The following is a 26,625-nucleotide window of genomic DNA, read 5'->3' as shown; positions in this document are numbered from 1 at the left end:
CGATGACAGCGAAGCGTCATGCTGGTATCTGAAGTGGAACTTTAGCTCTCCGCCGCTATTCATTCTGACAAGAGCTTTCGAGGATCTTGTGAAATCAAGCATTCGACTTCATTGGCTGGTCGGTTATCTGGTGTTGGCGCCGCTATCCGCTTTGGCGCAAACCACCTGGCAACCGATCGAACAGATCCAGACCTATCCGATCACCGGCGATTCCGGAATCGACCTTTATGCCTCGATCGGACAGCGTGGCCCCAAAGTGGGCAGAGAGGTTCGTGCCATCGCGCATACCAATTTCAAACTCACCTGGACGCGAAAATACGAACCGCAACCTGGCGGCGCCTGCACCCTGGTTTCAGCAAAGCCGAAGCTGATCATTACTTATCTGTTGCCGAGGCCTGCTTCGCCGCTTTCGCCGGATCTCAAGCGGAAATGGGATATCTTCATCACCGGTGTCCGCAAACACGAACAGGTACACGGTGTCATCATTGTCGACATGGTGAGGGAGATCGAGCGGGTTAGCGTCGGCCTGAGCGCCGCCAATGATCCAAAATGTTCCAAGGTGAGGGCTGATCTGCAGGCGAAACTCGGCGAGATTTCCAAGGCGCAACGAAAGCGCAGCAGCGATTTCGACCGGATGGAGATGAGCGAGGGCGGCAATGTCCACCAGCTCATCCTCAATCTGGTGAACGGGCGCTGAGGCGGTCGCGGCGGGCTCCTTCCGCATCGGGTTGACGGCCTCTACGCAAAGAGGTCAGGCGACTTTGTTCTGCAGGTAATTGATGACCGCGTCGGCGATCAGCGTCTTATGGCGTTCCATGGTCGCACGTTCCGAAAGGTCGCGGCGGAAGATCGTGCCGAACGTGTAGCGGTTTGAAACCCGAAAAAAACAGAAGGCGCTGATCAGCATGTGAATGTCGATCGGATCAGCCTTGCGGGTGAATACGCCTTCGGCAATGCCGCGCTCCAGGATTGCGGCGATGGTCTCGATAACCGAGACGTTCAGGTCGCGGATCGCTTCCGAACGCAGCATATGGGCGGCGTGGTGAATATTCTCGATGCTGACGAGGCGCACGAAATCCGGATTGGCCTCGTCATGATCGAATGTCGTCGAGATCAGCACCCGCAGAGCCTGTTCCGGCGGCAGGTTGGCAAGTTCGAGATCGGCCTCCAGCGTGCGGATCTTGCGATAGGCCCGTTCCAGCACCGCGAGATAGAGACCTTCCTTGCTGCCGAAATAGTAGTAGATCATCCGCTTCGAGGTGCGCATCTTTTCCGCGATCGCATCGACACGTCCGCCAGCGAGGCCGTGGGTTGAAAATTCCTCCGTCGCGACCTCCAGGATATCTTCCTGAGTTCGTTGCGGATCGTTCTTCCTACGGTTTTCGTGTTTCGGCGCCATCCCAAAAAGTCGCTTTCATTACCCTTCTGTTCCGCCTCTCCATGCGAAGCGCGTTCCAAGGGTCTAGGTTGTCCACACCGGATTTCCGTATTTTTCCAAAGTCATAGCGAGCTTGTTCGCCACTTTCAATAGATCGAGCTTGACATACTCACTAGTTCGTACATTTTAGCGATCGTGTCAGTGACCCCTGAGGAGGCGGTTCTGGCGAAGGCTCTTGCCAAGCCCAAGGATCGGGTAACTGCTATGTCGGTTTCCCCGATGCCCGTCGCGACAAGGCCTTGGGAGGATTGGAAATGACACGGATCATCGATTTCTACTTTTTTGCGCTGAAGGTCGTCATCGCTCTGCTTCTGGCGGGCATGGTCATACTGGTCTTCGGCAATGTTGTCCTGCGCTACGCCTTCAACCAAGGCATTACCGTCTCTGAGGAGCTGTCGCGTGTCTTCTTTCTCTGGCTGACGTTCCTGGGGGGCGTCGTTGCCATGCGCGAGCACGGCCATCTCGGCGTCGATTCGCTCCTGAAGCGCCTGCCGCCGGCGTCTGCGAGAATTGCAGTGCTTCTGGGGCAGGGACTGATGCTCGTGGCGACCTGGCTGATGATCAGCGGAAGCTGGACGCAGACGCTGATCAACCTGCCCACGACCATGCCCGCAACCGGCATATCCATGGGCTGGTTCTACGGCGCAGGCATCGCCTTCGGTGTCCCGACCTTCCTCCTCATCCTCTGGGATGCGTTTCAGGTGGCGACCGGCCGCATCGATATCGCGACTGCGCAGCTGGTGCGCGACAGCGAGGACGAGATCGCTCTCGATAGTCATCCGGAAACTGCCGTTGCCGGTAGCGGGACCAAGGCCTGAGGAGAGGATCGATGACGCTCACAATTTTCCTCGGCGCGCTTCTCGGCCCCATGGCGCTCGGCGTACCGATTGCCTTCGCTCTCATCCTCAGTGGCGTGGCGCTGATGATGTATATGGACATTTTCGACGCTCAGATCGTCGCACAGAACGTGCTGAACGGTGCCGATAGCTTCCCATTGATGGCAGTCCCGTTCTTTCTGCTGGCTGGCGAGGTCATGAACACCGGCGGTCTCTCGAAGCGCATCGTCAATCTCGCCATGGCAATGGTCGGCCATGTGCGCGGCGGTCTTGGCTTCGTGGCGATCTTTGCGGCTTGCATACTCGCAAGCCTTTCCGGTTCCGCGGTGGCGGATGCCGCAGCGCTCGGCGCGTTGCTTTTCCCCATGATGCTGAAGTCCGGTCATGATCCTGCCCGCGCTGGGGGGCTTCTGGCATCGGCTTCGATCATCGGCCCGATCATTCCGCCATCGATCGGCTTCATCCTCTTCGGCGTCATCGGCGGCGTGTCGATCACGAAGCTCTTTCTTGCCGGCATCGTGCCGGGTCTTCTGATCGGGCTTTCGCTTTGTGTCACGTGGCTGGTCGTCGCCCGCAAGGAGCAGTTCGAACTGCCGCCCAGGCAGAGCCGCGACGTGCGGATCAAAGCCTTCGTCGACAGCATCTGGGCGCTGCTGCTGCCCGTTTTCATCATCGTCGGCCTGAAGTTCGGCGTCTTTACGCCGACCGAAGCAGGAGTGATTGCGGCCGTCTATTCGCTGTTCGTTTCGATGGTCGTCTATCGCGAGCTCAAGCCGTCGCAGCTTTTCCATGTGTTTGTCTCGGCGTCCAAGATCACCGCCGTGGTGATGTTCCTGGTCGCCTGCGCGGCGGTTTCCGCCTGGCTCATCACCGTCGCTGACGTGCCGGGTGATCTCGTCAGGCTGCTCGACCCGTTGATGGACAACCAGACACTGCTCTTGATCGCCATCATGGTGATGGTCGTCCTCGTCGGCACGGCTATGGACATGACGCCGACCATTCTCGTCATGACGCCTGTTCTGATGCCGATCATCAAGCAGGCGGGCATCGACCCGGTTTATTTCGGCGTATTGTTCATCATCAACAATTCGATCGGTCTTATTACGCCGCCGGTCGGCACGGTGCTCAACGTCATCTGCGGCGTGTCGAAACTTTCCATGGAAAAGCTCGTGAAAGGCGTCATGCCCTTCATGATCGCGGAACTCATCGTGCTTTTTCTGCTCGTCCTGTTTCCGGAACTGGTGACCGTGCCCGTCACCTGGTTCGGGCATTGAGGCGAGCGATTTTTTCAAAGTGCATGTCAACCGGCCGTGGGGAGGTCCCGGCCAATAGTGGGAGGAAAGCATGTTCAACAAGATGATGAAACTGGCGCTCGGAATCACCATTCCGGTGCTTCTGTTCACCGGCACGGCTTCTGCCGAAATCCGCTCGCATACGCTGAAATTCGCCGCGGCCAACAGCAAGGGCCATCCACAGGTCACCGGCATGGAGAAGTTCGCCGAGATCGTCAAGGAGAAGAGTGGCGGAAAGATCGAGGTCAAACTGTTTCCCGGCGGCGTGCTCGGCGGCGATGTACAGACCGTGTCAGCGCTGCAGGGCGGCGTGGTTGAGATGCTGGTGCTGAATGCCGGCATTCTGGCAAGCAATGTGAAGGACTTCGGCGCAGTCGACCTGCCGTTCCTGTTCAACAGTGGCGAAGAGGCTGACAAAGTCATGGATGGCCCTTTCGGCAAGAGCCTGATCGACAAGCTGCCACCGGCCGGCCTTGTCGGGCTTGCCTACTGGGAGCTTGGTTTCCGCAACCTCACCAACAACCGCCATGCGGTTGCCAAGCTTGAGGATATCAAAGGGCTGAAGATCCGCACGCTACAGTCGCCGATCCCGATCGAACTGTTCAACAGCCTCGACGCGAACGCCGTGCCGCTGCCTTACACCGAACTTTATACGGCACTCGAAACCGGTACCGTGGACGGGCAGGAAAATCCGTTCGCGAACATTCTCAATGCCAAATTCTATGAGGTGCAGAAGTACCTGACCGTCACCCGCCATCAGTACAATCCGCAGATCGTGCTGGTCAGCAAGAAGTTCTGGGATGGCCTCAATGACGAAGAGAAAGCGGTCCTCCAGTCCGCCGCTGTGGAGGCGCGCGATTTCCAACGCAAGGTTTCCCGTGAGGCCGATGCCAAGGCACTCGATGAAATCAAGGCGACGGGCATGCAGGTCACTGAGCTCAGCCCCGAAGAGACGCAGAAGCTGCGTGATGCGGTGAAACCGCTGATCGACAAGTTCAGCGCCGATATCGGAGCGGATAGCGTTTCCCTGCTCTTCAAGGAACTTGAAGCCGCCCGCAAGTAACGCGATCCGCCGGCTCGTTTCGCGGCGAGCCGGCTCATTCATCCACATGAGGCTTGAGTGCTATGGCTGAGACACTGCTGAAATCTTTGAAGGCCGGGCTGATCGGTTCCGGCATCCAGGCCTCATTGACGCCGGCGATGCATGTCAAGGAGGGGGCGGCTCAGGGCCTTCGATACGAGTACGAGTTGATCGATCTTGCCCAGCTCGGTCTGACGCCGGCTGCCTTGCCGCAACTGCTGAACGATGCCGAGGCGAGTGGACTCTGCGGCCTCAATATCACCCATCCCTGTAAACAGGTGATCATTCCTTATCTCGATGAGCTTTCCGACGAGGCGCGCGCGCTCGGTGCTGTGAACACGGTGGTGCTGAGGAACGGCAAACGCTTCGGTCACAACACGGACTGGTGGGGTTTTGCCGAGAGTTTTCGTCGCGGCCTGCCGGGAGCCGATCTCGACGCCGCGCTCCAGATCGGCGCGGGTGGCGCCGGTGTCGCGACAGCTTTTGCCATTCTTTCACTCGGCCTTAAGACCTTAACGGTGTTCGATCGTGAACCGGAGCGCGCCTTGCAACTGGCTCAGAACATGTCATTGCTTTTCCCGGAGGCGACAATCCGGGCTTCGGATGATATCAGCGACGCCATGCGAAACTCAGCGGGTCTCATTCACGCTACACCGACCGGCATGGCAAAATATCCCGGTATTCCGCTGTCGCCGGACCTGCTTCAGCCCCGTCATTGGATCGCCGAGATCGTTTATTTTCCGCTTGAAACGGAGCTTCTGCGGGAGGCGAAAAAGCGCGGATGCCGCATACTGGACGGCGGCGGCATGGCTGTGTTCCAAGCCGTCGGGGCGTTTCGCCTGTTCACCGGTATCGAACCGGATGCGGCCCGCATACTCGAACATTTTCGCAGCATGACGATTTGACGGCGATATGCTTCAAGCCTTGCCGGTCACGTAATTGCGCATGACATCGCCGAGCTTGGCGAGGTTGGCTTCCCCCGGCACGGAGAGATGCCCGCGCAAGGGCAGGAGACTTTTGGCGATTGTTTGGGCATAGGTCTAGCGATCCTTGTCCGGCTCACTATAGTGGCCGGGCCGCGCTTCAGCGGCATCATCCTCCGCTCGCCAGAAACGCCCAAGGTAATTTCCCATGACGCTTGCCATTTCCGCCCAGGACATAGACGACGAGGCCCTGATCGAGGAGCTGAAACGCTGGGTCGAGATCGAGACCCCGACCTCCAATGCTGAGGCTGTCAATCGGCTTGTCGATCGCGTCGAGATCCTGGGAAGGGAAGCCGGTCTTGATACGGAACGGCTGCCGGGCACGCTCGGCTTCGGCGACATCCTCGCGGTGCGCTCGCCGCGTCCGGCCGGCAGCAACGAAAAGACGGTGCTCATTCTCGCGCATCTCGATACGGTTCATGCCGTCGGCGTCATCAACAATCAGCTTCCGCTGCGGCAGGAGGGCGACAAGCTCTATGGCCCCGGCATCTATGACATGAAGTCGGGGGCGCTGATGGCGCTCGAAGCCATGAAACTTGCGGTCAGGAAGGGAAGCAAAATGCCGATCGACCTGATCTTCGTGCCGGACGAGGAAATGGGAAGCCTGTCTTCTCGTACCTTCATGGAAACCGCGGCGAAGAATGCAGGCTATACTCTGGTGGTCGAGCCTGCGCGCGATGGCGGCAAGGTCGTCGTCGCCCGAAAGGGAGTTGCCATGTATGATATCACCGTGCAGGGACGTGCGGCGCATGCGGGCGCGAGGCCGCAGGATGGACGCAGCGCGATCCGCGCCGCTGCACGGCTGGTGCTGGAACTCGAGGCGCTCAACGACACAGACCGTGGCGTCACGGTCACGGTCGGCACGATCCAGGGCGGCACGGGCCGCAATACAGTGCCGGCCGAATGCCGGCTACAGGTCGACGTCCGTGTGCCGAATGATCAGGTCGCCGAGGAGATCACCGGCAAGATCGAAGCCATGAAACCTGTCGATCCGGATATCACCTTCGAGATTGCCGGCAAGATGAACAGGCCGCCCTTTGCCCAATCGGAAGAGGGGAAACGTTTGTTCGAAGCGGCGGCCAAGATTGCGAGCGACCTCGGCATTGCTCTGGAAGGCATGGCGACGGGTGGGGGGTCTGACGGCAATTTCACGTCGGCACTCGGTGTGCCGACCCTCGACGGCCTGGGGGCTGACGGTGCCGGACCGCATACGTTCAACGAGCATATTTTCCTGAGCAGCGTTGCGCCGCGCACGGCGCTGCTTGCCAATCTGATGATCTCACTCGAAGCGAAGTAGATCTATGCCGGCAGCTTGACGTCAAGCGAGTTGCGAATGCGGCCTTTGCCGATCTCGATGACGTGCCGCATCGCGATGATTGCCTTTTGCGGGTCGCGTGAGGCAATGGCGTGCGCGATCCTGAGGTGATTGGAGGCGACCTCATCGATCATCTCGGGTGAGGATGCCGGTGATGAGAGCTGGAAGGATATTGCCAGCGCCGCCTCGATCAGCGCGCTTGCCGAGCGCATGAACGGATTGCCGGACATGCGGGCGATGGCGAGGTGGAATTCCAGGTCCACCTTGGCGATGGTTTCCGGCGTATGCGAGAGATTGTCGAACTTCGCGGCAATCGCATAAAGTGCGACGATATCGTCACTCGTGGCGCGTATTGCCGCCGCAGCGGCGGCTGCCGGCTCCAGAGCCATACGCATTTCCGCAAGATGTTCGATGAACTCGAAATCGAGGCCTGATTCGAAGCGCCAGCCGAGCACGTCCGAATCGAAGAAATTCCAGCTCGCCTTGTCCAGCACGCGGGTGCCGACCTTGGCTTTGGGCTCTACCAGGCGTTTTGCGGCGAGCGTCTTCATGGATTCGCGCAACACCGTGCGGGAGACACCAAAGCGGGCGGAAAGTTCCGCATCACCTGGCAGCAATGAACCTTCCGGTATCTTGCCGGATACGATGCCGCGGCCGAGTTCCGCCACCACATGCGCGTGGTTGCTGCGGCGCTTTCGCCCACTGATCGTGGTTTCCAGAAGACCCAATCAAACCCCCTTCAGCCGGCCCTCGGCCAGCTTCCTGTTTGAATACCAGATGATCGCACGCTGCAAGACGATGAAGACGAAGAGCAGGAAGCCGATGACGATTTTCGTCCACCAGGACGACAAGGTACCATCAAAGACAATGTAGGTTTGGATCAGTCCCTGGATCAAGATACCGACGAACGTGCCTGCGACGAGGCCGACGCCGCCCGTCAGCAGTGTACCGCCGATCACGACGGCTGCGATCGCATCGAGCTCGACGCCGACTGTCGCCAAGGAATAGCCGGACGAAGTGTAGAGCGTGTAGGCAATGCCGGCGAGGCCGGAAAGAAAGCCCGAAAGTGCATATATGCCGATGGTCGTTGAACCCACCGGCACACCCATCAGCTCCGCGGATTGCTGGTTCCCGCCGATCGCATAGACATTGGCGCCGAAACGGGTGCGTCCGGCGACGAAAGTGCCGACGATGAAAACCAGCAGCATCAGCATGGCAAGCGCGGTCAACCGGCCGCCTCCCGGAAACCGGTAATAGAAGCTCTGGATGGTGTCGATAAAGGGGTGCGAGATCGGCACGGATTCGGTCGAAATCAGGTAGGCGGCACCGCGCGCGAGAAACATGCCTGCGAGCGTCACGACAAAGGGCGGTATGCTGAGATAGCGGATCATGGCGCCCATCAGACTGCCGAAGAGCGTCGAGATGACCAGGACGGCCACGAAAGCGGTAAGCGGATGAACTCCGAGCGTGCCGACCATGACTGCCACGAATACGCTGGTGAAGGCGATGACCGAACCGATCGACAAGTCGATCCCTCCGGACAGGATTACGAAGGTCATGCCGACAGCGGCGATCCCGAGAAAGGCGTTATCGGTAAGCAGATTGCCGATCACGCGCGTCGACAGCATGTTTGGGAATTGCAGGACGCAGAGCGCGTAGGCGATGACGAAAATGCCGAGCGTGGCGACAAAAGGGAGGTTGCGGGTGTGGATCATCGCGCCGTTCCTTCGGCCTCCTTGGTTACGGCCTCCGGTTGCCGTCTGGCAGGCTTCATGAAGTGAAGCAAACTCAGTATCGTCGGCGACTGCAACGTCAGCACGATGATGATGATGCCGGCCTTGATGATCAGGTTGAACTCCGGCGGGAAGCCAGAGACGAGGATGCCGGTATTGATCGACTGGATGATCAGCGCGCCGATCAGCGAAGCGGTGATCGAGAATCGCCCGCCATTGAGCGAGGTGCCGCCGATGACGACGGCGAGAATGGCGTCGAGTTCCAGCCAGAGGCCGGCATTGTTGGCGTCGGCACCCCGGATATCGGCGGTGATGATGAGACCTGCAACGGCAGCGCATATGCCCGAAACCGCGTAAACGAAGAAGAGCAGGAAGCGGGCGCGTACCCCGGCGAGAGTGGCTGCGCGGCGGTTGATGCCGGTTGCCTCGATCAGGAAGCCGAGTGCCGAGCGACGCACCAGCAGGCCGATGAGCAGGCCAGCAGCCACCCAGAGATAGATGGGGATCGGAATGCCTGCGAAGGAGCCGGATCCGAGAGCAGCAAAGGTATCGTTGTTGAAGGTGAGGATAACGCCTTCTGTAATGAGTTGAGCGACGCCGCGACCGGCGACCATCAGGATCAGGGTCGCAATGATCGGCTGGATATCGAGTATCGCCACCAGGACGCCATTCCAAAGCCCGCAAAGGAGGCCGACACCCAGCGAGATCAGGATGACGGCCGGCAGCGGATAGTCCTTGCTGATGAGTGTCGCCGCGACCGCACCGCAGATGGCAATGACCGCACCGATCGAAAGGTCGATACCGCGCGTGGCGATAACGAGTGTCATGCCGATTGTCAGCAATGCGACTGGCGCGGCGCGCACGAGGATGTCGATCAGGCTGCCGTAAAGGCGGCCGTTCTGGACGGATATCGTCAGGAAGCCCGGTGCGATTGCGGTGATCAATGCGAGGATGATGGCGAGCGCGATGAGCTGAGGAGCGAGACGGCGCAGGCGGCGGGTTACGCGATACATCAGGCGGCCTCCGTGCGGGCGGATGCGGCGATCGCCTGCATGATGTTGTCGGCGGTCAGCTGATCGCCGGCGAGTTCGGCGATGTGGCGCCGATCGGAGAGCACGATGATGCGATGGGCAACGGCCGTCAGTTCCTCCAGCTCGGAGGAGATCACGACGAGCGACATGCCTTGGGCGCAGAGCCGCTCGATCATCTTCAGGATTTCCGCATGTGCTCCGATGTCGATGCCGCGCGTCGGCTCATCGAGAATCAGGAGACGCGGTTCGGTTGCGAGCCAACGGGCGAGGATCGCCTTCTGCTGATTGCCGCCAGAGAGAAACTTGATCGGCCGTTCTGCGTCAGCGGGGCGAATGTCCAGCGACTTGATGAAGTTTTCGGCGATCGTCCGTTTTTCGCGGGATGAGATTGGCTTGGCCCAGCCTTGACGAGCCTGCATTGCGAGCGCGATGTTATCGGCGACAGAGAAATCGCCGATAATGCCGTCCGTTTTGCGCTCCTCAGGACAAAAGCCGAAGCCGGCGGCAATCGCCGCCTCGGGGGAAGAGAGGGCGATCTTTTCCCGGTCGATGATCGCCGTGCCGCTGTCGGCGCGGTCGATGCCGAAGAGCAGGAAGGCGGTTTCAGTGCGGCCGGATCCGAGCAGGCCGGCGATACCGACCACCTCCCCGGGACGGATATCGAGGTCGAATGGCGCGACGCTGCCGCGCTTGCCGTAACCCTCAAAGCGGATCGTAGCCTCGGCTGCGTCCTTCACCGTTTCGTCCTGTGCCTGATGATCACGGGTGATGTGCTGCAGTTCACGACCGAGCATCATGGAGATCAGCTCAAGTTGCGGCAGTTCCGCCAACTTGCGCGTACCGACGAGCCGGCCATTGCGAAGCACGGTGACCCGATCGGCGACGGCATAAACCTGGTTGAGGAAGTGGGTAATGATGATGATGCCGAGGCCGTCTTCGCGAAGCTTGCGCAACACGGAAAACAGCATCTCGACCTCATGGGCATCGAGGCTGGCGGTCGGTTCGTCGAGCACCAGGACCTTGCCGGAAAGATCGACGGCGCGGGCGATCGCGACAATCTGGCGGACCGCAACGGAATAGGAGGAAAGCAGGGCATCGACGTCGATTTCGAGCCCGTAGCGGGCAAGCAAGGCCTTCGACTGGCGGCGCATCTTAGGGCGGTCGATCAGTCCGAGCCGGCGGGGTTGGCGGCCAAGAAAGAGGTTTTCCGCCACGGTGAGATTTTCGAGAAGGTTGACTTCCTGGTAGACGGTGCCGATGCCGAGTGTCTGGGCTTCCGCTACATTGGCAGGTGAGACCTCAACGCCATCGAGATGGATAGTCCCGCGGTCACGGCTATAGACCCCGGTCAAAATCTTGATCAGTGTCGACTTGCCGGCGCCGTTTTCGCCGAGCAACGCATGGATCTCACCCTGCTCCAACGTAAAATCTACACCATCGAGCGCCACATTGCCGAGGAAGGCCTTGCCGATACTTCTGGCTTCCAGAAGTGTATTCGAATCCGACATGTTCACGTCCCGGGTCTATCGAAGAACCGGAGCGGCAAGGGGGCTCCGCTCCGGTTGCTGTTGGCGCCCGCCCCTGAAGAAGGAGCGGGGCGGGCGGCGGGAGATCAGTAGCCGAGACCCTTCTTTGCTTCGTAGACCTTCATCGGATCGTCAGCCGCGGTGTAGAGCTTCGATTCCGTCTGGATCCACTTCGGCGGCTCCTTCTTGTCCTTGAGATAGGCTTCGAGCGCGTCGAAAGCGGGGCCGGCCATGTTCGGGGTCAGCTCAACTGTGGCATTGGCTTCACCCTTTGCCATGGCCTGAAAGATATCCGGCACGGCATCGATCGAAAGGACCTTGATGTCGGTGCCGGGTTTCAGGCCAGCTTCCTTGATTGCCTGGATGGCGCCGACGGCCATGTCGTCGTTGTGGGCATAGACTGCGCAGATGTCCTTGCCGCCGCCTTCGGCCTTGATGAAGCTTTCCATGACTTCCTTGCCCTTGGTGCGGGTGAAGTCTCCAGTCTGCGAGCGGGCGATTTTGATGTTCGGATGCGCTGCGATCGCCTGCTCAAAACCTTTCTTGCGGTTGATGGCGGGCGAGGAACCGGTGGTACCCTGGAGCTCCATCACCTTGCAGTCCTTGCTGCCGATTTCCTTCACCAGCCAGTCGCCGGCGACCTTGCCTTCGAAAACGGTGTCAGATGTAACGGCGGTCAGGTAAAGGTCCTTCGGTGCATCGATCTCGCGATCGAGCAGGATCACCGGGATATCTTCCTCCTTGGCTTCCTTGAGAACCGCATCCCAGCCGGTGGCAACGACGGGAGCGACGAAGATGGCGTCAACACCTTGCGCGATGAAGCCACGGATCGCCTTGATCTGATTTTCCTGCTTCTGCTGAGCATCAGCAAATTTCAGGTTGACGCCACGCTTTTCCGCTTCCTGTTTGGTGACGGTGGTTTCGGCGGCACGCCAGCCGGATTCGGAACCGATCTGCGAGAAGCCGACCGTAAGCGATTGAGCGGAAACGCCCGAAGCCAGGGACATGCTGAGGGCGACGGTGACCGCCGCAAGTGCTCTTTTCATCTTAAATCCTCCCAGAGATGAGAAAGCAAACTGACGGCGGCAAGGATTGGCATATAATATTACTTTTTCAAGCGATAATTTTGATAATTTTCAAAAATGCCCGAGGTGAGTAGGGCTATCTTGCGAGTTTTCATTGAAAATCAATTATTTATTTTCAATCACAGAGGGCGGATGCGCGCATCAGGTGCCTGCTTTCGCATTCTTGACAAGCAGGAGCGCAATCCAATAGTCGTATTAATGACCGTATCGGAACTCAGGTATTCCGACGGGAGGAACCGCATGGCTTTGGAAGCGACGTGCGGGTTATGGAAGCATTTGGGTGACGAAATCGATGTTGCGTGTTCTTCAGGTTCGTAATGGCGCCGGCCAGTTGCAGGTTGTTGCATGGGAAGGCGAAGGTCCGGCCCGTGTCGTCACGGGCGTTTCGTCCACCTATGAGCTCGCGATGCAGGCGATCGCGGCCGGCCAGACGCTTTCACAGCGAATCGATGCAGTCGGGCTTGGCGAAACCATCGATCTGAAAAGGGCCGCGGACGAGGGGCGTCTCGCTTTGCCGATCACGCATCCGGATCCGGCGCATTTCGTCGTTGCAGGCACAGGTCTCACCCATCTCGGCTCTGCCGATGGTCGCGACAAGATGCACAAGGCGGCGCAATCGGCAGAGAAGCCAACCGATTCCATGCGCATGTTCCTGATGGGCGTCGAAGGCGGCAAGCCCGGGCCGGGCCAGGTCGGCGTCCAGCCGGAATGGTTCTATAAAGGCAACGGATCACAGCTTCGGGCAACTGGCGAGGAACTTGTTTCGCCGTCCTTCGCCCTCGACGGCGGCGAGGAGCCCGAGCTTGCGGCGATCTATCTGATCGGTCCGGACGGCACGCCCTTCCGGCTGGGTTTCTGTCTTGCCAATGAATTTTCCGACCATGTGACCGAGAAGGGCAACTATCTCTGGCTTGCCCATTCCAAGCTGCGCCAGGCTGCACTGGGGCCGGAACTTCTGGTTGGCGATCTGCCGGATCACGTGGAGGGGACCTCGCGGGTGCGCCGTGGTGATCGGGTGATCTTCGAAAAGCCGTTCCTCTCCGGCGAGGCGAACATGTCCCATACCATCGCCAATCTGGAGTATCATAACTTCAAATATGAGTTGTTCCGCCAGCCGGGCGACCTGCATGTGCATTTCTTCGGCACGGCGACGCTTTCCTTCTCCGAAGGCGTCAAGACGGAAGCCGGCGACATATTCGAGATTTCGGCGGCCCCTTTCAAGCTGCCCCTCGTCAATCGGCTGACCGTCGCCGCGGATAAGCCCGTCACAGTTAAGAAGCTCTGAGAGGCGGCCATGGCTCCCATCCGTCTTGCTATTGTCGGGCTTGGAAAGATCGCCAGGGACCAGCATCTGGGCGCGATCGAGGCCACCGACGGCATCGAACTTGTGGCTGTCGCCAGCCGCCACGCCAGGCTCGATGGCGTTGCATGTTTTCACGAAATCGGCGATCTGCTTGATTCCGATGTGGAAATCGACGCCGTTTCGCTCTGTACGCCGCCTCAGGGGCGTTTCAGCCAGGCAAAGGCCGCGCTTGATGCCGGCAAACATGTAATGCTTGAAAAGCCGCCGGGTGCGACACTCTCGGAGGTTTACGCGCTCGAAGCTCTCGCCAGGAGGAAAGGTCTAACACTCTTCTCCACCTGGCATTCTCGGGCTGCCGCCGCAGTCGAGCCAGCGCGAGCGCTGCTGGCGAAGCGGAAAATCCGCAGCGTGGCGGTCGAATGGAAGGAAGATGTCCGCCACTGGCATCCGGGGCAGGCGTGGATATGGGAGCCCGGCGGTCTCGGCGTTTTCGATCCCGGCATCAACGCGCTGTCAATCGTCACCCGCATCCTGCCGGAAGAATTCCATCTGACCCGCTCGGAGCTGACTTTCCCTGCCAATCGCGCTGCACCGATCGCCGCAAGCCTCGTTTTTGAGACGGATGGCGGCGTGCCCGTCTCGGCGGAATTCGACTGGCGTCAGACCGGTCCGCAGACCTGGGACATCCGCGTCGAGACCGACGAGGGGTCGGTGGTGCTGACCCATGGCGGCAGCCGGCTTTTCGTCAATGGCGAAAGCGTGATTGTTGAAGAGGACAAGGAATACCGCAATCTCTATCGCGATTTCGTGGCGCTTGTCATGAAAGGCGCAATCGATACCGATTTCTCGCCGCTGGTGCATGTCGCCGATGCCTTTATGCTGGGCCGGCGGATCCAAACAGCCGCCTTTGAGGACTAATGATGAGCAACACCGAAAATACACCCTCCACCGAGATCGCCGAAACCGACCAACGCCGCCAGGAGGTGAAGAAACTCCGTTCGCGTGCCTGGTTCGACAATCCGGCTAACGTGGACATGACGGCGCTTTATCTTGAGCGCTACATGAATTTCGGCCTGAGCCAGGCCGAATTGCAGTCGGATCGGCCGATCATCGGCATCGCTCAGACCGGTTCCGATCTCTCTCCTTGCAACCGCCATCATCTGGAGCTTGCCCACCGTCTTCGCGAAGGCATCCGCGAGGCGGGCGGCATCGCCATCGAGTTCCCGGTCCATCCGATCCAGGAGACGGGCAAGCGACCGACTGCCGGCCTCGACCGCAATCTTGCCTATCTTGGCCTCGTCGAAGTGCTCTATGGCTATCCGCTCGACGGTGTCGTGCTGACGATCGGCTGCGACAAGACGACGCCGGCCTGTCTCATGGCGGCGGCCACCGTCAACATTCCGGCGATCGCGCTGTCGGTCGGGCCGATGCTGAATGGCTGGTTCCGTGGGGAACGCACCGGCTCCGGCACCATCGTCTGGAAGGCGCGCGAGCTGCTCGCCAAGGGTGAGATCGACTATGCGGGGTTCGTGAAGCTCGTCGCATCCTCGGCGCCGTCCACCGGCTATTGCAACACGATGGGCACGGCGACGACAATGAATTCGCTTGCCGAAGCGCTCGGCATGCAGCTTCCCGGTTCGGCTGCCATTCCGGCACCTTATCGCGACCGTCAGGAAGTCGCCTATCTCACCGGCCTTCGGATCGTCGAGATGGTCAAGGAGGATCTGAAGCCCTCCGACATTCTGACCAAGGAGGCCTTCATCAATGCAATCCGCGTCAATTCGGCGATCGGCGGTTCCACAAACGCACCGATCCATTTGAACGCACTTGCCCGCCATATCGGCGTGGAGCTCTCTGTCGACGATTGGCAGACTTATGGTGAAGAAGTGCCACTGCTCGTCAACCTGCAGCCGGCCGGCGAATATCTCGGCGAGGACTACTATCATGCCGGTGGCGTGCCGGCGGTCGTCAACCAGCTCATGGAACAGGGCCTTATCCATGAGGACGCCATGACGGTGAACGGCAAGACGATCGGCGAGAATTGCCGCGGAGCGATCATCGAGGACGAGAAGGTCATCCGTCGCTATGAGGAGCCCTTGAAGGCAGCCGCCGGCTTCCGGGTCCTGCGCGGCAACCTGTTCTCGTCGGCGATCATGAAGACCAGCGTCATCTCCAAGGAGTTCCGCGATCGTTATCTGTCGAACCCCGATGATCCGGAAGCGTTCGAGGGCAAGGCAGCCGTTTTCGACGGCCCTGAAGACTATCATCACCGGATCGACGATCCGTTGCTCGAAATCGACGAACACACGATCCTCTTCATGCGCGGCGCCGGGCCGATCGGCTATCCGGGAGCTGCAGAAGTCGTCAACATGCGTGCGCCGGATTATCTGCTGAAGAAGGGCGTCACCTCGCTCGCCTGCATCGGTGACGGCCGGCAGTCCGGTACTTCGGGCAGTCCGTCGATCCTCAATGCCTCGCCGGAAGCGGCGGCAGGCGGCGGTCTCGCACTTTTGAAGACGGGTGACCGGGTCCGGATCGATCTCGGTCGCGGTACCGCCGACATCCTTATTTCGGACGAGGAGCTCGCCGAGCGCCGCAAGGCCTTGGAAGCCAGTGGTGGCTATCATTATCCCAAGCACCAGACACCCTGGCAGGAAATCCAGCGGGGCATCGTTGGCCAGATGGAAACCGGCGCGGTGCTCGAGCCGGCGGTCAAATACCAGCGTATCGCCCAGACGGCCGGACTGCCACGCGATAATCATTGATCGGTAACGATCCCCAGGGGCGGCGGGGGGCCGCCCTCATCCCGAACCAAGGCGGCTCAAGAGAAGCCGGCCTCAAGGAGGAGCAGTACATGAGCATCCTAAAATATCTGACCACGGCAGCGATGCTGACGGGCCTGGCTTTCGCCGCACCGGCCGGAGCCCAGGACAAGGGCCTCGTCGGCGTCGCCATGCCGACCAAGTCTTCGGCCCGCTGGATCGCCGACGGCGACAACATGGTGAAGGTTCTCAAGGAACGCGGCTATGACGTCGACCTGCAGTATGCGGAAGACGACATTCCGAACCAGCTCGCGCAGATCGAGAACATGGTCACCAAGGGCGCCAAGGTGCTCGTCGTTGCTTCGATCGATGGGACCACCCTGTCGGACGTACTGGCGCAGGCCCATGAGCAGGGCATCAAGGTCATCGCCTATGACCGCCTGATCCGCGACACGCCGAATGTCGACTACTACGCCACCTTCGACAACTTCCAGGTCGGCGTCCAGCAAGCGACTTCGCTCGTCACGGGCCTCAAGGCCGACACCGAAAAGGGTCCGTTCAACATCGAACTCTTCGGTGGCTCGCCTGACGACAACAACGCCTTCTTCTTCTACAATGGTGCGATGAGCGTGCTGCAGCCGCTGATCGACAAGGGCACGCTGGTGGTTGGCAGCGGCCAGACAGGCATGGACAAGGTTGCGACGCTGCGCTGGGACCCCGCAACGGCCCAGGCCCGCATGGACGCGATCCTTTCCTCCACCTATTCCGACAAGAAGCTGAACGGCGTGCTGTCTCCCTATGACGGCCTCTCGATCGGTATCCTTTCTTCCGTGAAGGGCGTCGGTTATGGCAGCGGCGACATGCCGATGCCGGTCGTCACCGGTCAGGACGCAGAAGTCCCGTCCGTCAAGTCGATCATCGCCGGCGAACAGTATTCGACGATTTTCAAGGATACCCGTGATCTCGCCAAGGTCACCGTCGACATGGTCGACGCGGTCATGAGCGGCAAGGAGCCTCAGGTCAATGACACCAAGACCTATGACAATGGCAAGAAGGTCGTACCGTCCTATCTTCTGAAGCCGGTTGTCGTCGACAAGACGAACTGGAAGCAGGTTCTGGTTGACGGCGGTTACTACAAGGAATCGCAGCTCAAGTAGTAGGCTTTTTGCTCCGCGCGGTGGAAATCTGCCGCGTGGACCCAAGCAAATCCGGGAAAAGTGCGCAGCGATTTTCCGTCCGGAATTTGCGCAAGACAAGGATATGGAGCGTTTCCCGCAGGAAACGCTCTAATTTTCGGAGTGATCATGCTCGATCCCGTTCCGCTGGCCGAAAGGCCGCCCATTCTCGAAATGCGAGGCATTTCGAAAAGCTTTGGCGCCGTAAAGGCGCTTTCCGATGTCAGCTTCACCGTTCAGGAAGGTGAGATCCACGCGCTCGTCGGCGAAAACGGCGCCGGCAAGTCGACGCTGATGAAGGTGCTTTCCGGCGTCTATCCGCACGGCTCCTACGAAGGCTCGATTCTGTTCGCGGGGGAGGAGCGTCATTTCCGCGACATCAACGATTCTGAAAAGCTCGGCATCATCATCATTCACCAGGAACTTGCGCTGATTCCGCTGATGTCGATCGCGGAAAACATCTTCCTGACCAATCCGCCGGCGCGGCACGGCGTCATCGACCGCAGCGAGAGGCACAAGCGCACCCAGGCGTTGCTCGCCAAGGTGGGGCTCACCGAACAGCCGGACACGCTGATCACCAATATCGGTGTCGGCAAACAGCAGCTCGTCGAGATCGCCAAGGCGCTGTCGAAGGACGTACGGCTGCTGATCCTCGATGAGCCGACTGCATCGCTCAACGAGACGGACAGCGCGGCTTTGCTGGAACTTCTCAAGGAATTCCGCCGCAACGGCATTACCTCGATCATGATCTCCCATAAGCTCAACGAGATCACGGAAGTCGCTGACCGTATCACGGTGCTTCGCGACGGCCGCACGGTCGGCACGATGGATTGCCATGCCGGCCCGGTCGATGAGGACGAGATCGTCCGGCGCATGGTCGACCGCGATCTTGAGAGCCGTTACCCGAAGCGCGATCCGAAGATCGGCGACGTCATCTTCGAGGTCGAGAACTGGTCTGCCTACCATCCGCAACATTCCGACCGGCAGGTGGTCAAGAATGTCTCGCTGAAGGTCAGGGCCGGTGAGATCGTCGGCATTTCCGGGCTGATGGGCGCAGGGCGCACCGAATTTGCCATGAGCCTGTTCGGCCGGTCCTGGGGACGTCATGTCACGGGCACCGCCAAGATGCACGGCAAGGAACTCGACCTTTCCGACGTCCACAAGGCCATCAAGGCGGGTCTCGCCTATGTGACCGAAGACCGCAAGCAGCTCGGCCTCATTCTGCCGGAGGACATCCGCAAGAACGTCTCGCTCGCCCATCTCGGCGGCGTGTCTTCGCGCGGTGTCATCGACGATATCGCAGAGATGAAGGTGGCGCAGGAATTCCGCGCTCGCATGCGCATCCGCAGCCACAACGTCTACCAGGAAACCGGCAAGCTCTCGGGCGGCAATCAGCAAAAGGTGGTATTGTCGAAATGGCTCTTCACGGGGCCTGAAGTGCTGATCCTGGACGAGCCGACACGCGGCATCGATGTCGGCGCGAAATATGAAATCTACACGATCATCAATGAGCTCGCCGATGCCGGCAAGGCGGTGGTCGTCATATCGTCGGAAATGCCCGAACTGATCGGCATTTGCGACCGTATCGTGGTCATGCACGAAGGTGCGTTTGTCGGCGAAGTGTCCGGTGAGGAAGCCACGCAGGAAAATATCATGCGCGCCATCATGCGGCGCAAAGGGAGAGAATAATGAGTACGCCCCAGGAAGCAATCACGGCGCCGCCGAAGGCGACCAGTTTTCTGAAGGACAATCTCCGCGACTTCGGCATGCTGATCTCGCTGGTGGTGATCGTCATCTTCTTCCAGATCGCCACCGACGGTGTTCTCCTGAAGCCGCTCAACGTCACCAATATCGTGCTGCAAAATAGCTATATCGTCATCATGGCGCTTGGCATGCTGATGGTGATCGTCACCGGCCATATCGACCTGTCGGTCGGTTCGGTCGCAGGCTTTATCGGTGGCCTTGCCGGGCTCATGATGGTCTCGTGGGGGATCAATTTCGCTGTCGTCATCGTTGCCTGCCTTGCGGTCGGCGGCCTGATCGGCGCGGCCCAGGGCTATTTTGTCGCCTATCTCAAGATACCGTCCTTCATCGTGACACTCGCGGGCATGCTGGTCTTCCGTGGTCTGATGATCGCCATCCTCGGCAGCCAGGCAATCGGCCCGTTCCCGCCGATATTCCAGAAGCTTTCGTCCGGTTATGTTGTCGAGCTGATCTCCTCGGCCGGTGGCCTCTACATCACTTCGTTCGTGCTTGGCCTCATCCTTGCAATCATCCTCATCGTGCAGAATGTCGCGAGCCGCAAGCGGCGCATTTCGCATGGCGTCGAGACAGAGCCGTTTGGCTTCTTCGTCGCCAAGAACCTGCTGATCCTTGCCGGCGTCGGTTACATCGCCTTTCTGATCTCGTCGCATCGCGGGATGCCGAACGTGCTGATCATCATGGCGGTGCTGATTGCCGCCTATAGCTTCCTGACCACGCGCACCGTGGTTGGCCGGCAGATCTATGCAGTCGGCGGCAATGCCCGCGCGGCCGAGCTTTCCGGTATCAAGACAACGCGGCTGGTTTTCCTTACCTTCGTCAACATGGGCATGCTTGCGGCTCTCGGCGGCCTCGTGGTCGCTGCGCGCCTCAACAGCGCCACACCGAAAGCCGGCACCGGCTTCGAGCTCGACGTCATCGCGGCATGTTTCATCGGCGGGGCATCTGCCTATGGCGGCGTCGGCAAGGTGACGGGCGCGGTGATCGGCGCATTTCTGATGGGCGTGATGAACAACGGCATGTCGATCCTCGGCATCGGCATCGACTATCAGCAGGTCATCAAGGGCCTCGTGCTTCTCGGCGCCGTCTGCGTCGACGTCTACAACCAACGGCGCTGAAGCGCTGTGGAGATGTTTGACAAGACTTCGCCTTTGCGGCGTCATCCTCGGCCTCGTGCCGAGGATCTGCAAACGTCGACAAAATCGAACGATGGCAGATGCTCGGGACAGGCCCGAGCATGACGAATGAGAAGTTGGCGTCTCGACCAGCCTCCTTCGAAAGCAATCTGGTTCATCCCCGGAAACTGTAGTTCCACAGAAAGCCCAGATGCGGGTCAGCCGCGCTCAGGGTTCTTTCGTTTTGGGAAAAATCACGTTGCCGAATCGGTAACCGCTTCTTCGATGATGTCTTCGGGGATGTCATCGAATGAGGAATAGTTGAGATTGTAGAGTTTCGAATAGAGCTTGCCGTTTTTCATCAGCTCGCGGTGATTGCCGCTTTCGATCAGCTCGCCGTTCTGTAGCACGATGATCCGGTCGGCCTCGCGGATCGTTGCAAGGCGATGGGCGATGACCAGGCCGGTGCGCCCTTCGAGCAGCTTCACCAGTGCCTTCTGGATCAGCATTTCCGTATAGCTGTCGATATTGGCAGTCGCCTCGTCGAGCACCAGGATCTTGGCGTCCGCCACCAGGGCGCGGGCGAAGCTGATCAGCTGCCGCTGGCCGAGCGACAGATTGCCGCCACGCTGGCCGAGCAGGCTGTCATATCCATCGGGCAGGCGCATGACGAAGTCGTGGGCGCCAACGGCCTTGGCCGCCTCAATCACCTCTTCGCGTGTCGCATCCGTCTTGTGATAGCGGATGTTGTCGAACACCGTTCCGGTGAACAGAAAAGGTTCCTGGAGCACCATGGCGATCTGTCGACCGAGCGAATCCTGCGTCAATTCGCGCACGTCGTGGCCGCCCACCAGAACCTGGCCACCCTGCACCTCGTAGAAGCGATGGATGAGCGACATGCAGCTCGACTTGCCGGAGCCCGTCGGGCCGACGAGCGCGACCGTTTCGCCCGGATTTACCTTGAAACTTACGTGTTTCAATACCGGATGTTTGGGGTTGTAACCGAAAACGACATCGCGGAATTCCACGGAGCCGTCCATATCCGGCGACAGAACCTTGGCGTTCGGCGCATCCTTGATGTCGACCGGCACGTCCAGCACGTCCGTCAGGCGCTGACCCGAAGCCATGGCGCGCTGCATGACCGAATACTGCAGGGTGAGTGAACGGATCGGGTCGAAGAAGCGCTGGATGTAGAACAGGAATGCGACCATCACGCCGACATCGAGCGCCTGGTTCAGCACGCGGGCGCCACCGACCACGACGACGAGCGCCATGGCGAGGCCGGTGAGTGAATCCACGATCGGCACCATGACCTGAGCATATTTCGCTGCCGCCAGATGGGTCTTGAGGTTGGCGCGGGCCTTGTCGTCGTAAAGCATGAAATTGACCCGCTCGCGGTCCATGCTCTGTACAGCACGGACGCCGTGGATCGCTTCGGCCAAAGCACCGTTCGCCACTGAATTCGTCTCATGCGCCGCCATGAAGGATTTCCGCGCGCGCGGCAGCCAGAAGATGCGGACAATGAAGAGGACGGGAAGGGCGGAGAGCGTGAGCAGGCCGAGCTTGAAATCGAGATAGAGCATGACGAAGACGATACCGAAGAGCAGGACGATATCGCCAACCGAAAGCACCGAGGTTTCGAGAAATTCCTGCATGGAGTTTACATCGCCCTGCAGACGGGACATGAGCCGGCCGACCTCCGTCTTGTCCATCCAGGAGAGCGAAACGCGCTGCAGATGCGTGAACATTGCCTTGCGGATGTCGAAAAGCACATCTTCGGCCACATTGCCGACCAGCATTTCCTGTGCGTAGCTGGCGCCGAAATTGATCAGGATCGCCGCAAGAAACACGACAATCGACCAGATGAGCACGCTGTGGTCGACGCTGCCGGGATGCATGCCGTGGTCGATCGCATAGCGGATGATCAGCGGGATCAGGAGCTGCATCGCCGTGAAAGTGAGGACGGCGGCAACGGCCCAATAGATCTTCACCTGATACGGGCGCACGAAGGCCCATATGCGCTTGATGATATTGCCGTCGAAGACCTTGCCGAAGATCTCCTCTTCGATGCGGTGCGAGCCGACGACCGCGCGGGGCGGGCGCCTGCCGTCGTCGCGAATGTCGGCGCGTTCAGTTTCCAGTTCCTCGGCCATCAATCCCTCCCTCAGGCCGTCAGCGCTTCGTCGCCGGGACGCACCTGCAGATCGTAGAGCGCTTTATAGCGTCCGCCCAAGGCAAGAAGTTCTTCGTGCGTGCCACTCTCGACAAGCCTGCCGTTTTCCATGAACAGGATGCGGTTGGCATGCATCAGCGAACTCAGGCGATGAGCAACGATAATGGTCACCCGGTCGGCGGCATATCTGCGCATGGCGCTGCGGATGCGCTGTTCGGTCCCTGCGTCGATGGCGGCGGTGGAATCGTCGAAGACCATCACCGCCGGGCGCAACATCAGGGCACGGGCAATCGACAGGCGCTGCCGCTGGCCGCCGGAGAGCGAGACGCCCCGTTCGCCCACGACAGTGCCGTAACCGGTCGGCAGGCCGAGCACGTAATTGTGGAGCTGGGCGCTCTCGCTGGCCCGTTCAATGCGGCTCTCTTTCGCCCAGGGATCGCCATAGGCGATGTTGTTTTCGATGGTGGTGGTGAACAGGAAACTATCCTGCTGCACGACCGCCACAGCGCGGCGCAGCGATTGCAGCGTAACCTTGCGGATATCCTGGCCGTCGATGGTGATCCGGCCGTCGGTGACGTCGTAGAAGCGCGGGATCAGATGGGCGAGGGTGGATTTGCCGCTGCCCGGCGGGCCAACGATGCCAATTGTTTCGCCGCGCTTCGCTTCGAAGGTCACATCGGTGAGGACCTGATGCTTTTCGGCGCCGGGATAGGCGAAATTCACATGCTCGAAGCGGAGCGTGCCGTCCGTGGTTTCAAGGTCCCTGGCGCCCTTCTCGTCCTTGATGGCGATATCGAGGTCGAGCAGTTCGAACAGGCGTGCACCGCAGGTGGAGGCGCGGGCAAAAGCGTTGACCATCAGGCCGAGCTGGCGCACCGGCATCTGCAGGATGGTCATGAAGGTGAGGAAGGAGGTGAGCGTGCCGACGGTCATCTCGCCGGCCATCACCTTGGTGCCGCCGACCCAGAGAACGAGGCCCATAGAAGCGAAGAAGGAGAGCGTCATGGCGCTGGTATTGGCCACCCGGATGCCGACGCGCTGATGCGCCAGTGACACCGCGCTCTTCGACGCTGTCTCGAACTTGTCGAGTTCATGCTGTTGGGCGGCGAAGGCACGAACGACGCGGATGCCGCCGAGATTTTCCTCCATCACGCGGGTGAGCACTGAAAGCCGCTCCTGCAGGTCGAGCCACGTGGCACGCAGCCTAAGCTGCGTGACGGACGACCGCCAGCCGACGAAAGGCACGAAGCTCAAAGCCAGAAGGCCGAGCACAATATCGGTCGAGATAAGCAGATAGGCGCCGATGCCAATCAGAATGGTGAGCAGGACCATGCGTACCAAGGCCGTCGAGAAGTACATGCGCACGCCTTCAAGATCGAGGAGACCGACCGTGATCAGATCGCCCGAATGCATGCTGTCGTGGAAGCTGAAGGAGAGGCGCTGGATCTTTTCGTAACACGCAAGGCGAAGCCGATAGCCCATATGGTGCCCGACGGCCTCGCTATAATAATTCTGGATCAGCGTGAAGATGCCGCGAAGCACGCTCGCACCGAGCAGGAAGAGAGCGGTCGTCAGGAGCGCATCCTGTGCCTGTTGTCCGGCGTCGCCTCCCGTCAGCACCACCTGCGTGTGGTCCACGGCCTGCCCAAGAAGTTGCGGAATCATCAGCTGGAAGGTTGAAGCGATCAGGGTTGCGACGATCGCAAAACCCGCTTGCCAGGGATGGCGGAAGGCCATGACGGTGATGCGGGTGAGGATCGAGAGGCCTTTGCCCCAGCCTGCCGCCTTCACCAGCGCCAACGAAGCCGACGGCTTCGCAACGCGAACTGTTGCATCGCTGCTCACGGTATTATTCCAAAAATGAATCAATCGGCCGGACAAATACTCGAGACGGCCATTCTGAGACGGGGATTCTCCACTTAATCTAGGCAGCATAACCACGGTGATCAGTCAACAGATTTGCACTGAAAAGCATGCTCCTGGTGAAGGATTTTCGGCCGATGTTGCGCATGAATTTTCCGGATCGAACGAGTTTCGACATATCGTTGCTTGAGAAGGATAGCCGTATGCGCGAAAAGGCCTGACAGCGTGCCAGCTATCGCGTGATGCTGGCACATTTTCCGGTCTCGGTTTGCCATGATCGGCATCCGGCCCTCTCGCTGGAATGGGAAAAGGTGACAAGCAATCAGTCCGAAATCGCCGAACCGCTGCGACAGGCTGGCGTAGCCGCCCTGGCGCTGAAGGCGATCGAGGCCATTCTCGGTATGCTTGCCGCTACCGTCCTCGCGGGATTGCTTCTCGTCGTGCTGACCAGCGTATGCCTGCGCTATTTCTTCAGTACGGGCCTTATCGGGGCCGAGGACGCGGGTATCTGGATGCATGTGGCGCTGATTTCGCTCGGCGCGCCACTCAGTCTGAAAAGTGCGCTTGCCATGCGGCTCGATGCCTTCGTCCGGCTACTGCCAGAGCGTCTGGCGCCGGTCGCCGAGGTGCTTGCAGACGTCTTCACCGTGCTGGCTGCGTTGATCCTGATTTTCGGTGGTGCGGAGATCGTGGTCATGCTCGGCGGCGTTTCGCCGACCTTGGGTCTGCCTGAATGGATCCGGTTCGGTTTCCTGGGGGCGGGCGGCGGGCTGGTCCTGCTCATGCTTCTGCTTCAGAGGGCCATGGACGGCAAGGCGATTGCCGTATTGATTTCTCTCGCACTGGGTACGGCGCTCTATTTCGGCGTGCCGGAAGTTCTCTTCGATACGGATCTGCCGCCGAGCCTGTTTCTCGCGCTGGTCGCCGGGCTTGGACTGGTGCTGGCGGCCCCGTTGGCGCACGCCTTTCTCGCGGCAGCTTATGTGGCGATCGCTTTCGGAAGCAGTTTGCCGGAGCCGGCTATCGTTTCGACGACCGTTACCGGCATGTCGAAATTCCTGCTGCTTGCCATCCCTTTCTTCCTGCTTGTGGGTGGGTTGCTGACCGCATCTGGCGCCGCCAATCAGCTTGTGCGCTTCGCTGCTTCGATGGTCGGGTATCGCCGGGCGGGACTGGCGCAGACGACGCTTTTGACCAGCGTGCTCTTTTCCGGTGCTTCGGGTTCTTCCGTTGCCAATGCAGCTTTCGGCGCTTCGACCTTCCAGCCGGAATTGGTCAAGCACGGTTATCCACCGGCGCAGGCGGGGGCGATCATCGCTGCGACCTCGGTGCTCGATAACGTCATCCCGCCTTCGATCGCATTCCTCATCCTTGCTGCCGCTACCAATCTTTCGGTCGGTTCGCTGCTGGTCGGCGGCTTTTTCGCTGGCGCGCTGATGGCGATCTGCCTTGCTGTTGCCATCCACCTGACGGTGCGCGAGCAGGTCACGCGGCCGCGCGCGACTGCCTCTGCGCGCTGGCAGGCAGCGGCTTCCGCCATTCCCGCCTTCGGGCTCGGCATCATCGTCGTGTTGGGGATTCGGATCGGCATCGTTACGACGACGGAGGCCGCGGCCTTGGCTGCGTTCTACGCGCTCTTGCTGGGGCTCTGGGGACGGATCGGTTTCGGCGCGCTCTTCTCGGCTTTTCGTCAGTCTGCGACGGAAGCTGCAGCGATCGGCCTTCTGATCGGCACGGCCGGTCCTTTCGCCTTCCTGCTGGCGGTGGACGATGTTTCCGGCTTGCTCTCCGATTTCGTGACCATTCTCGGGGGCAGCGCGCTGGCGGTCATCATCCTGTCGAACGTCATCCTGCTGGCGGTCGGGCTCGTGCTGGATATCGGTGCCGCTATTCTTCTTTTCGGCCCGATCCTGCTGCCTGCTGCCGTTTCTGCCGGTATCGATCCCATCCAATTCGGCGTCATTATCGTCGTGAATCTGATGATCCACGGCCTGACACCGCCGCTCGGCATGCTGATCTTTGTGGTCAGCGGTGTCACGCGCGTTCCGGCATCCGCGCTGTTCCGCGCCGTGTTGCCTTATCTCGTCGCTCTGCTTACTTCCCTGGCGATCCTGTGCGCTTGGGCCACCATCTTCTAACTCGGGAATTCCTGG

General features: G+C 60.0%; 21 protein-coding genes. 13 read left to right on the top strand and 8 right to left on the bottom strand.

Annotated elements, in window-relative coordinates:
* The first annotated feature begins 88 nt into the window (after positions 1-88).
* Complete coding sequence (locus tag QEO92_RS11785) at positions 89-697, top strand: DUF922 domain-containing Zn-dependent protease (RefSeq protein ID WP_227703135.1); 609 nt, start codon at positions 89-91, stop codon at positions 695-697.
* Positions 698-751: 54 nt separating this feature from the next.
* Here QEO92_RS11785 and QEO92_RS11780 read toward each other — a convergent pair whose 3' ends face one another.
* On the bottom strand, positions 752-1,399 hold the full coding sequence (locus tag QEO92_RS11780; RefSeq protein WP_227703134.1) for a TetR/AcrR family transcriptional regulator: 648 nt from the start codon (positions 1,397-1,399) through the stop codon (positions 752-754).
* Between the two features lie 293 nt (positions 1,400-1,692).
* Between QEO92_RS11780 and QEO92_RS11775 the strand changes: the two genes are divergently transcribed.
* From QEO92_RS11775 to QEO92_RS11755, 5 genes are all read left to right on the top strand, one after another.
* Positions 1,693-2,256 (top strand): TRAP transporter small permease, encoded by a 564-nt coding sequence (locus tag QEO92_RS11775; RefSeq protein ID WP_227703133.1) that lies wholly within the window; start codon positions 1,693-1,695, stop codon positions 2,254-2,256.
* A gap of 11 nt (positions 2,257-2,267) precedes the next feature.
* On the top strand, positions 2,268-3,548 hold the full coding sequence (locus tag QEO92_RS11770; RefSeq protein WP_227703132.1) for a TRAP transporter large permease subunit: 1,281 nt from the start codon (positions 2,268-2,270) through the stop codon (positions 3,546-3,548).
* A 70-nt stretch (positions 3,549-3,618) separates the two neighbouring features.
* Positions 3,619-4,629: a TRAP transporter substrate-binding protein gene (locus QEO92_RS11765; RefSeq protein ID WP_227703131.1), complete on the top strand. Its 1,011-nt coding sequence runs from the start codon at positions 3,619-3,621 to the stop codon at positions 4,627-4,629.
* A gap of 62 nt (positions 4,630-4,691) precedes the next feature.
* Positions 4,692-5,552: a shikimate dehydrogenase gene (locus tag QEO92_RS11760; protein ID WP_227703130.1), complete on the top strand. Its 861-nt coding sequence runs from the start codon at positions 4,692-4,694 to the stop codon at positions 5,550-5,552.
* Between the two features lie 226 nt (positions 5,553-5,778).
* Positions 5,779-6,927: a M20 family metallopeptidase gene (locus QEO92_RS11755; protein ID WP_227703129.1), complete on the top strand. Its 1,149-nt coding sequence runs from the start codon at positions 5,779-5,781 to the stop codon at positions 6,925-6,927.
* A gap of 2 nt (positions 6,928-6,929) precedes the next feature.
* Here the strand turns inward: QEO92_RS11755 and QEO92_RS11750 are convergent, their stop codons facing one another.
* The 5 genes from QEO92_RS11750 to ytfQ form a co-directional block, all read right to left on the bottom strand.
* Positions 6,930-7,673: a FadR/GntR family transcriptional regulator gene (locus tag QEO92_RS11750; RefSeq protein ID WP_227703128.1), complete on the bottom strand. Its 744-nt coding sequence runs from the start codon at positions 7,671-7,673 to the stop codon at positions 6,930-6,932.
* Positions 7,674-8,660 carry a galactofuranose ABC transporter, permease protein YjfF gene (gene yjfF, locus QEO92_RS11745; RefSeq protein WP_227703127.1) on the bottom strand — a complete coding sequence of 329 codons (987 nt, stop codon included), beginning with the start codon at positions 8,658-8,660 and terminating at the stop codon, positions 7,674-7,676. It lies immediately after the preceding gene.
* Entirely contained in the window at positions 8,657-9,691 is a 1,035-nt protein-coding gene (locus QEO92_RS11740; protein ID WP_227703126.1) for an ABC transporter permease, read from the bottom strand. The genes yjfF and QEO92_RS11740 overlap by 4 nt, the downstream gene beginning before the upstream one ends.
* Positions 9,691-11,217 carry a sugar ABC transporter ATP-binding protein gene (locus QEO92_RS11735; RefSeq protein ID WP_227703125.1) on the bottom strand — a complete coding sequence of 509 codons (1,527 nt, stop codon included), beginning with the start codon at positions 11,215-11,217 and terminating at the stop codon, positions 9,691-9,693. The genes QEO92_RS11740 and QEO92_RS11735 overlap by 1 nt, the downstream gene beginning before the upstream one ends.
* A gap of 104 nt (positions 11,218-11,321) precedes the next feature.
* Positions 11,322-12,281, bottom strand: coding sequence for a galactofuranose ABC transporter, galactofuranose-binding protein YtfQ (ytfQ, locus tag QEO92_RS11730; protein WP_037147710.1), 960 nt, complete (start codon positions 12,279-12,281; stop codon positions 11,322-11,324).
* Between the two features lie 331 nt (positions 12,282-12,612).
* Between ytfQ and araD1 the strand changes: the two genes are divergently transcribed.
* From araD1 to mmsB, 6 genes are all read left to right on the top strand, one after another.
* Positions 12,613-13,605 (top strand): AraD1 family protein, encoded by a 993-nt coding sequence (araD1, locus tag QEO92_RS11725; RefSeq protein ID WP_037147708.1) that lies wholly within the window; start codon positions 12,613-12,615, stop codon positions 13,603-13,605.
* A gap of 9 nt (positions 13,606-13,614) precedes the next feature.
* On the top strand, positions 13,615-14,541 hold the full coding sequence (locus QEO92_RS11720; RefSeq protein WP_227703124.1) for a Gfo/Idh/MocA family protein: 927 nt from the start codon (positions 13,615-13,617) through the stop codon (positions 14,539-14,541).
* Between the two features lie 2 nt (positions 14,542-14,543).
* A complete protein-coding gene (locus tag QEO92_RS11715; RefSeq protein WP_227703123.1) occupies positions 14,544-16,388 on the top strand; it encodes an IlvD/Edd family dehydratase in 1,845 nt (614 codons plus the stop codon).
* Between the two features lie 89 nt (positions 16,389-16,477).
* Positions 16,478-17,542 carry a multiple monosaccharide ABC transporter substrate-binding protein gene (gene chvE / locus QEO92_RS11710; protein WP_407721209.1) on the top strand — a complete coding sequence of 355 codons (1,065 nt, stop codon included), beginning with the start codon at positions 16,478-16,480 and terminating at the stop codon, positions 17,540-17,542.
* A gap of 147 nt (positions 17,543-17,689) precedes the next feature.
* Positions 17,690-19,249, top strand: coding sequence for a multiple monosaccharide ABC transporter ATP-binding protein (gene mmsA, locus QEO92_RS11705; RefSeq protein ID WP_227703122.1), 1,560 nt, complete (start codon positions 17,690-17,692; stop codon positions 19,247-19,249).
* A complete protein-coding gene (gene mmsB, locus QEO92_RS11700) occupies positions 19,249-20,439 on the top strand; it encodes a multiple monosaccharide ABC transporter permease (protein ID WP_037147698.1) in 1,191 nt (396 codons plus the stop codon). The genes mmsA and mmsB overlap by 1 nt, the downstream gene beginning before the upstream one ends.
* 251 nt (positions 20,440-20,690) lie before the next feature.
* On the opposite strand, the gene QEO92_RS11695 is transcribed toward mmsB, so the two are convergent.
* A complete protein-coding gene (locus QEO92_RS11695) occupies positions 20,691-22,589 on the bottom strand; it encodes an ABC transporter ATP-binding protein (RefSeq protein ID WP_227703121.1) in 1,899 nt (632 codons plus the stop codon).
* Positions 22,590-22,600: 11 nt separating this feature from the next.
* The gene (locus QEO92_RS11690) at positions 22,601-24,454 is read right to left on the bottom strand and encodes an ABC transporter ATP-binding protein (protein WP_227703120.1); all 1,854 of its coding nucleotides are present in this window, start codon (positions 24,452-24,454) and stop codon (positions 22,601-22,603) included.
* 260 nt (positions 24,455-24,714) lie between these two features.
* On the opposite strand from QEO92_RS11690, the gene QEO92_RS11685 reads away from it, so the two are divergent.
* Positions 24,715-26,610: a TRAP transporter large permease gene (locus QEO92_RS11685; protein WP_227703119.1), complete on the top strand. Its 1,896-nt coding sequence runs from the start codon at positions 24,715-24,717 to the stop codon at positions 26,608-26,610.
* Positions 26,611-26,625: the final 15 nt, after the last annotated feature.

This window comes from Neorhizobium petrolearium (assembly GCF_029854435.1).
GTDB lineage: Bacteria > Pseudomonadota > Alphaproteobacteria > Rhizobiales > Rhizobiaceae > Neorhizobium > Neorhizobium petrolearium.
This window is presented reverse-complemented; position numbering and strand designations above follow the sequence as displayed.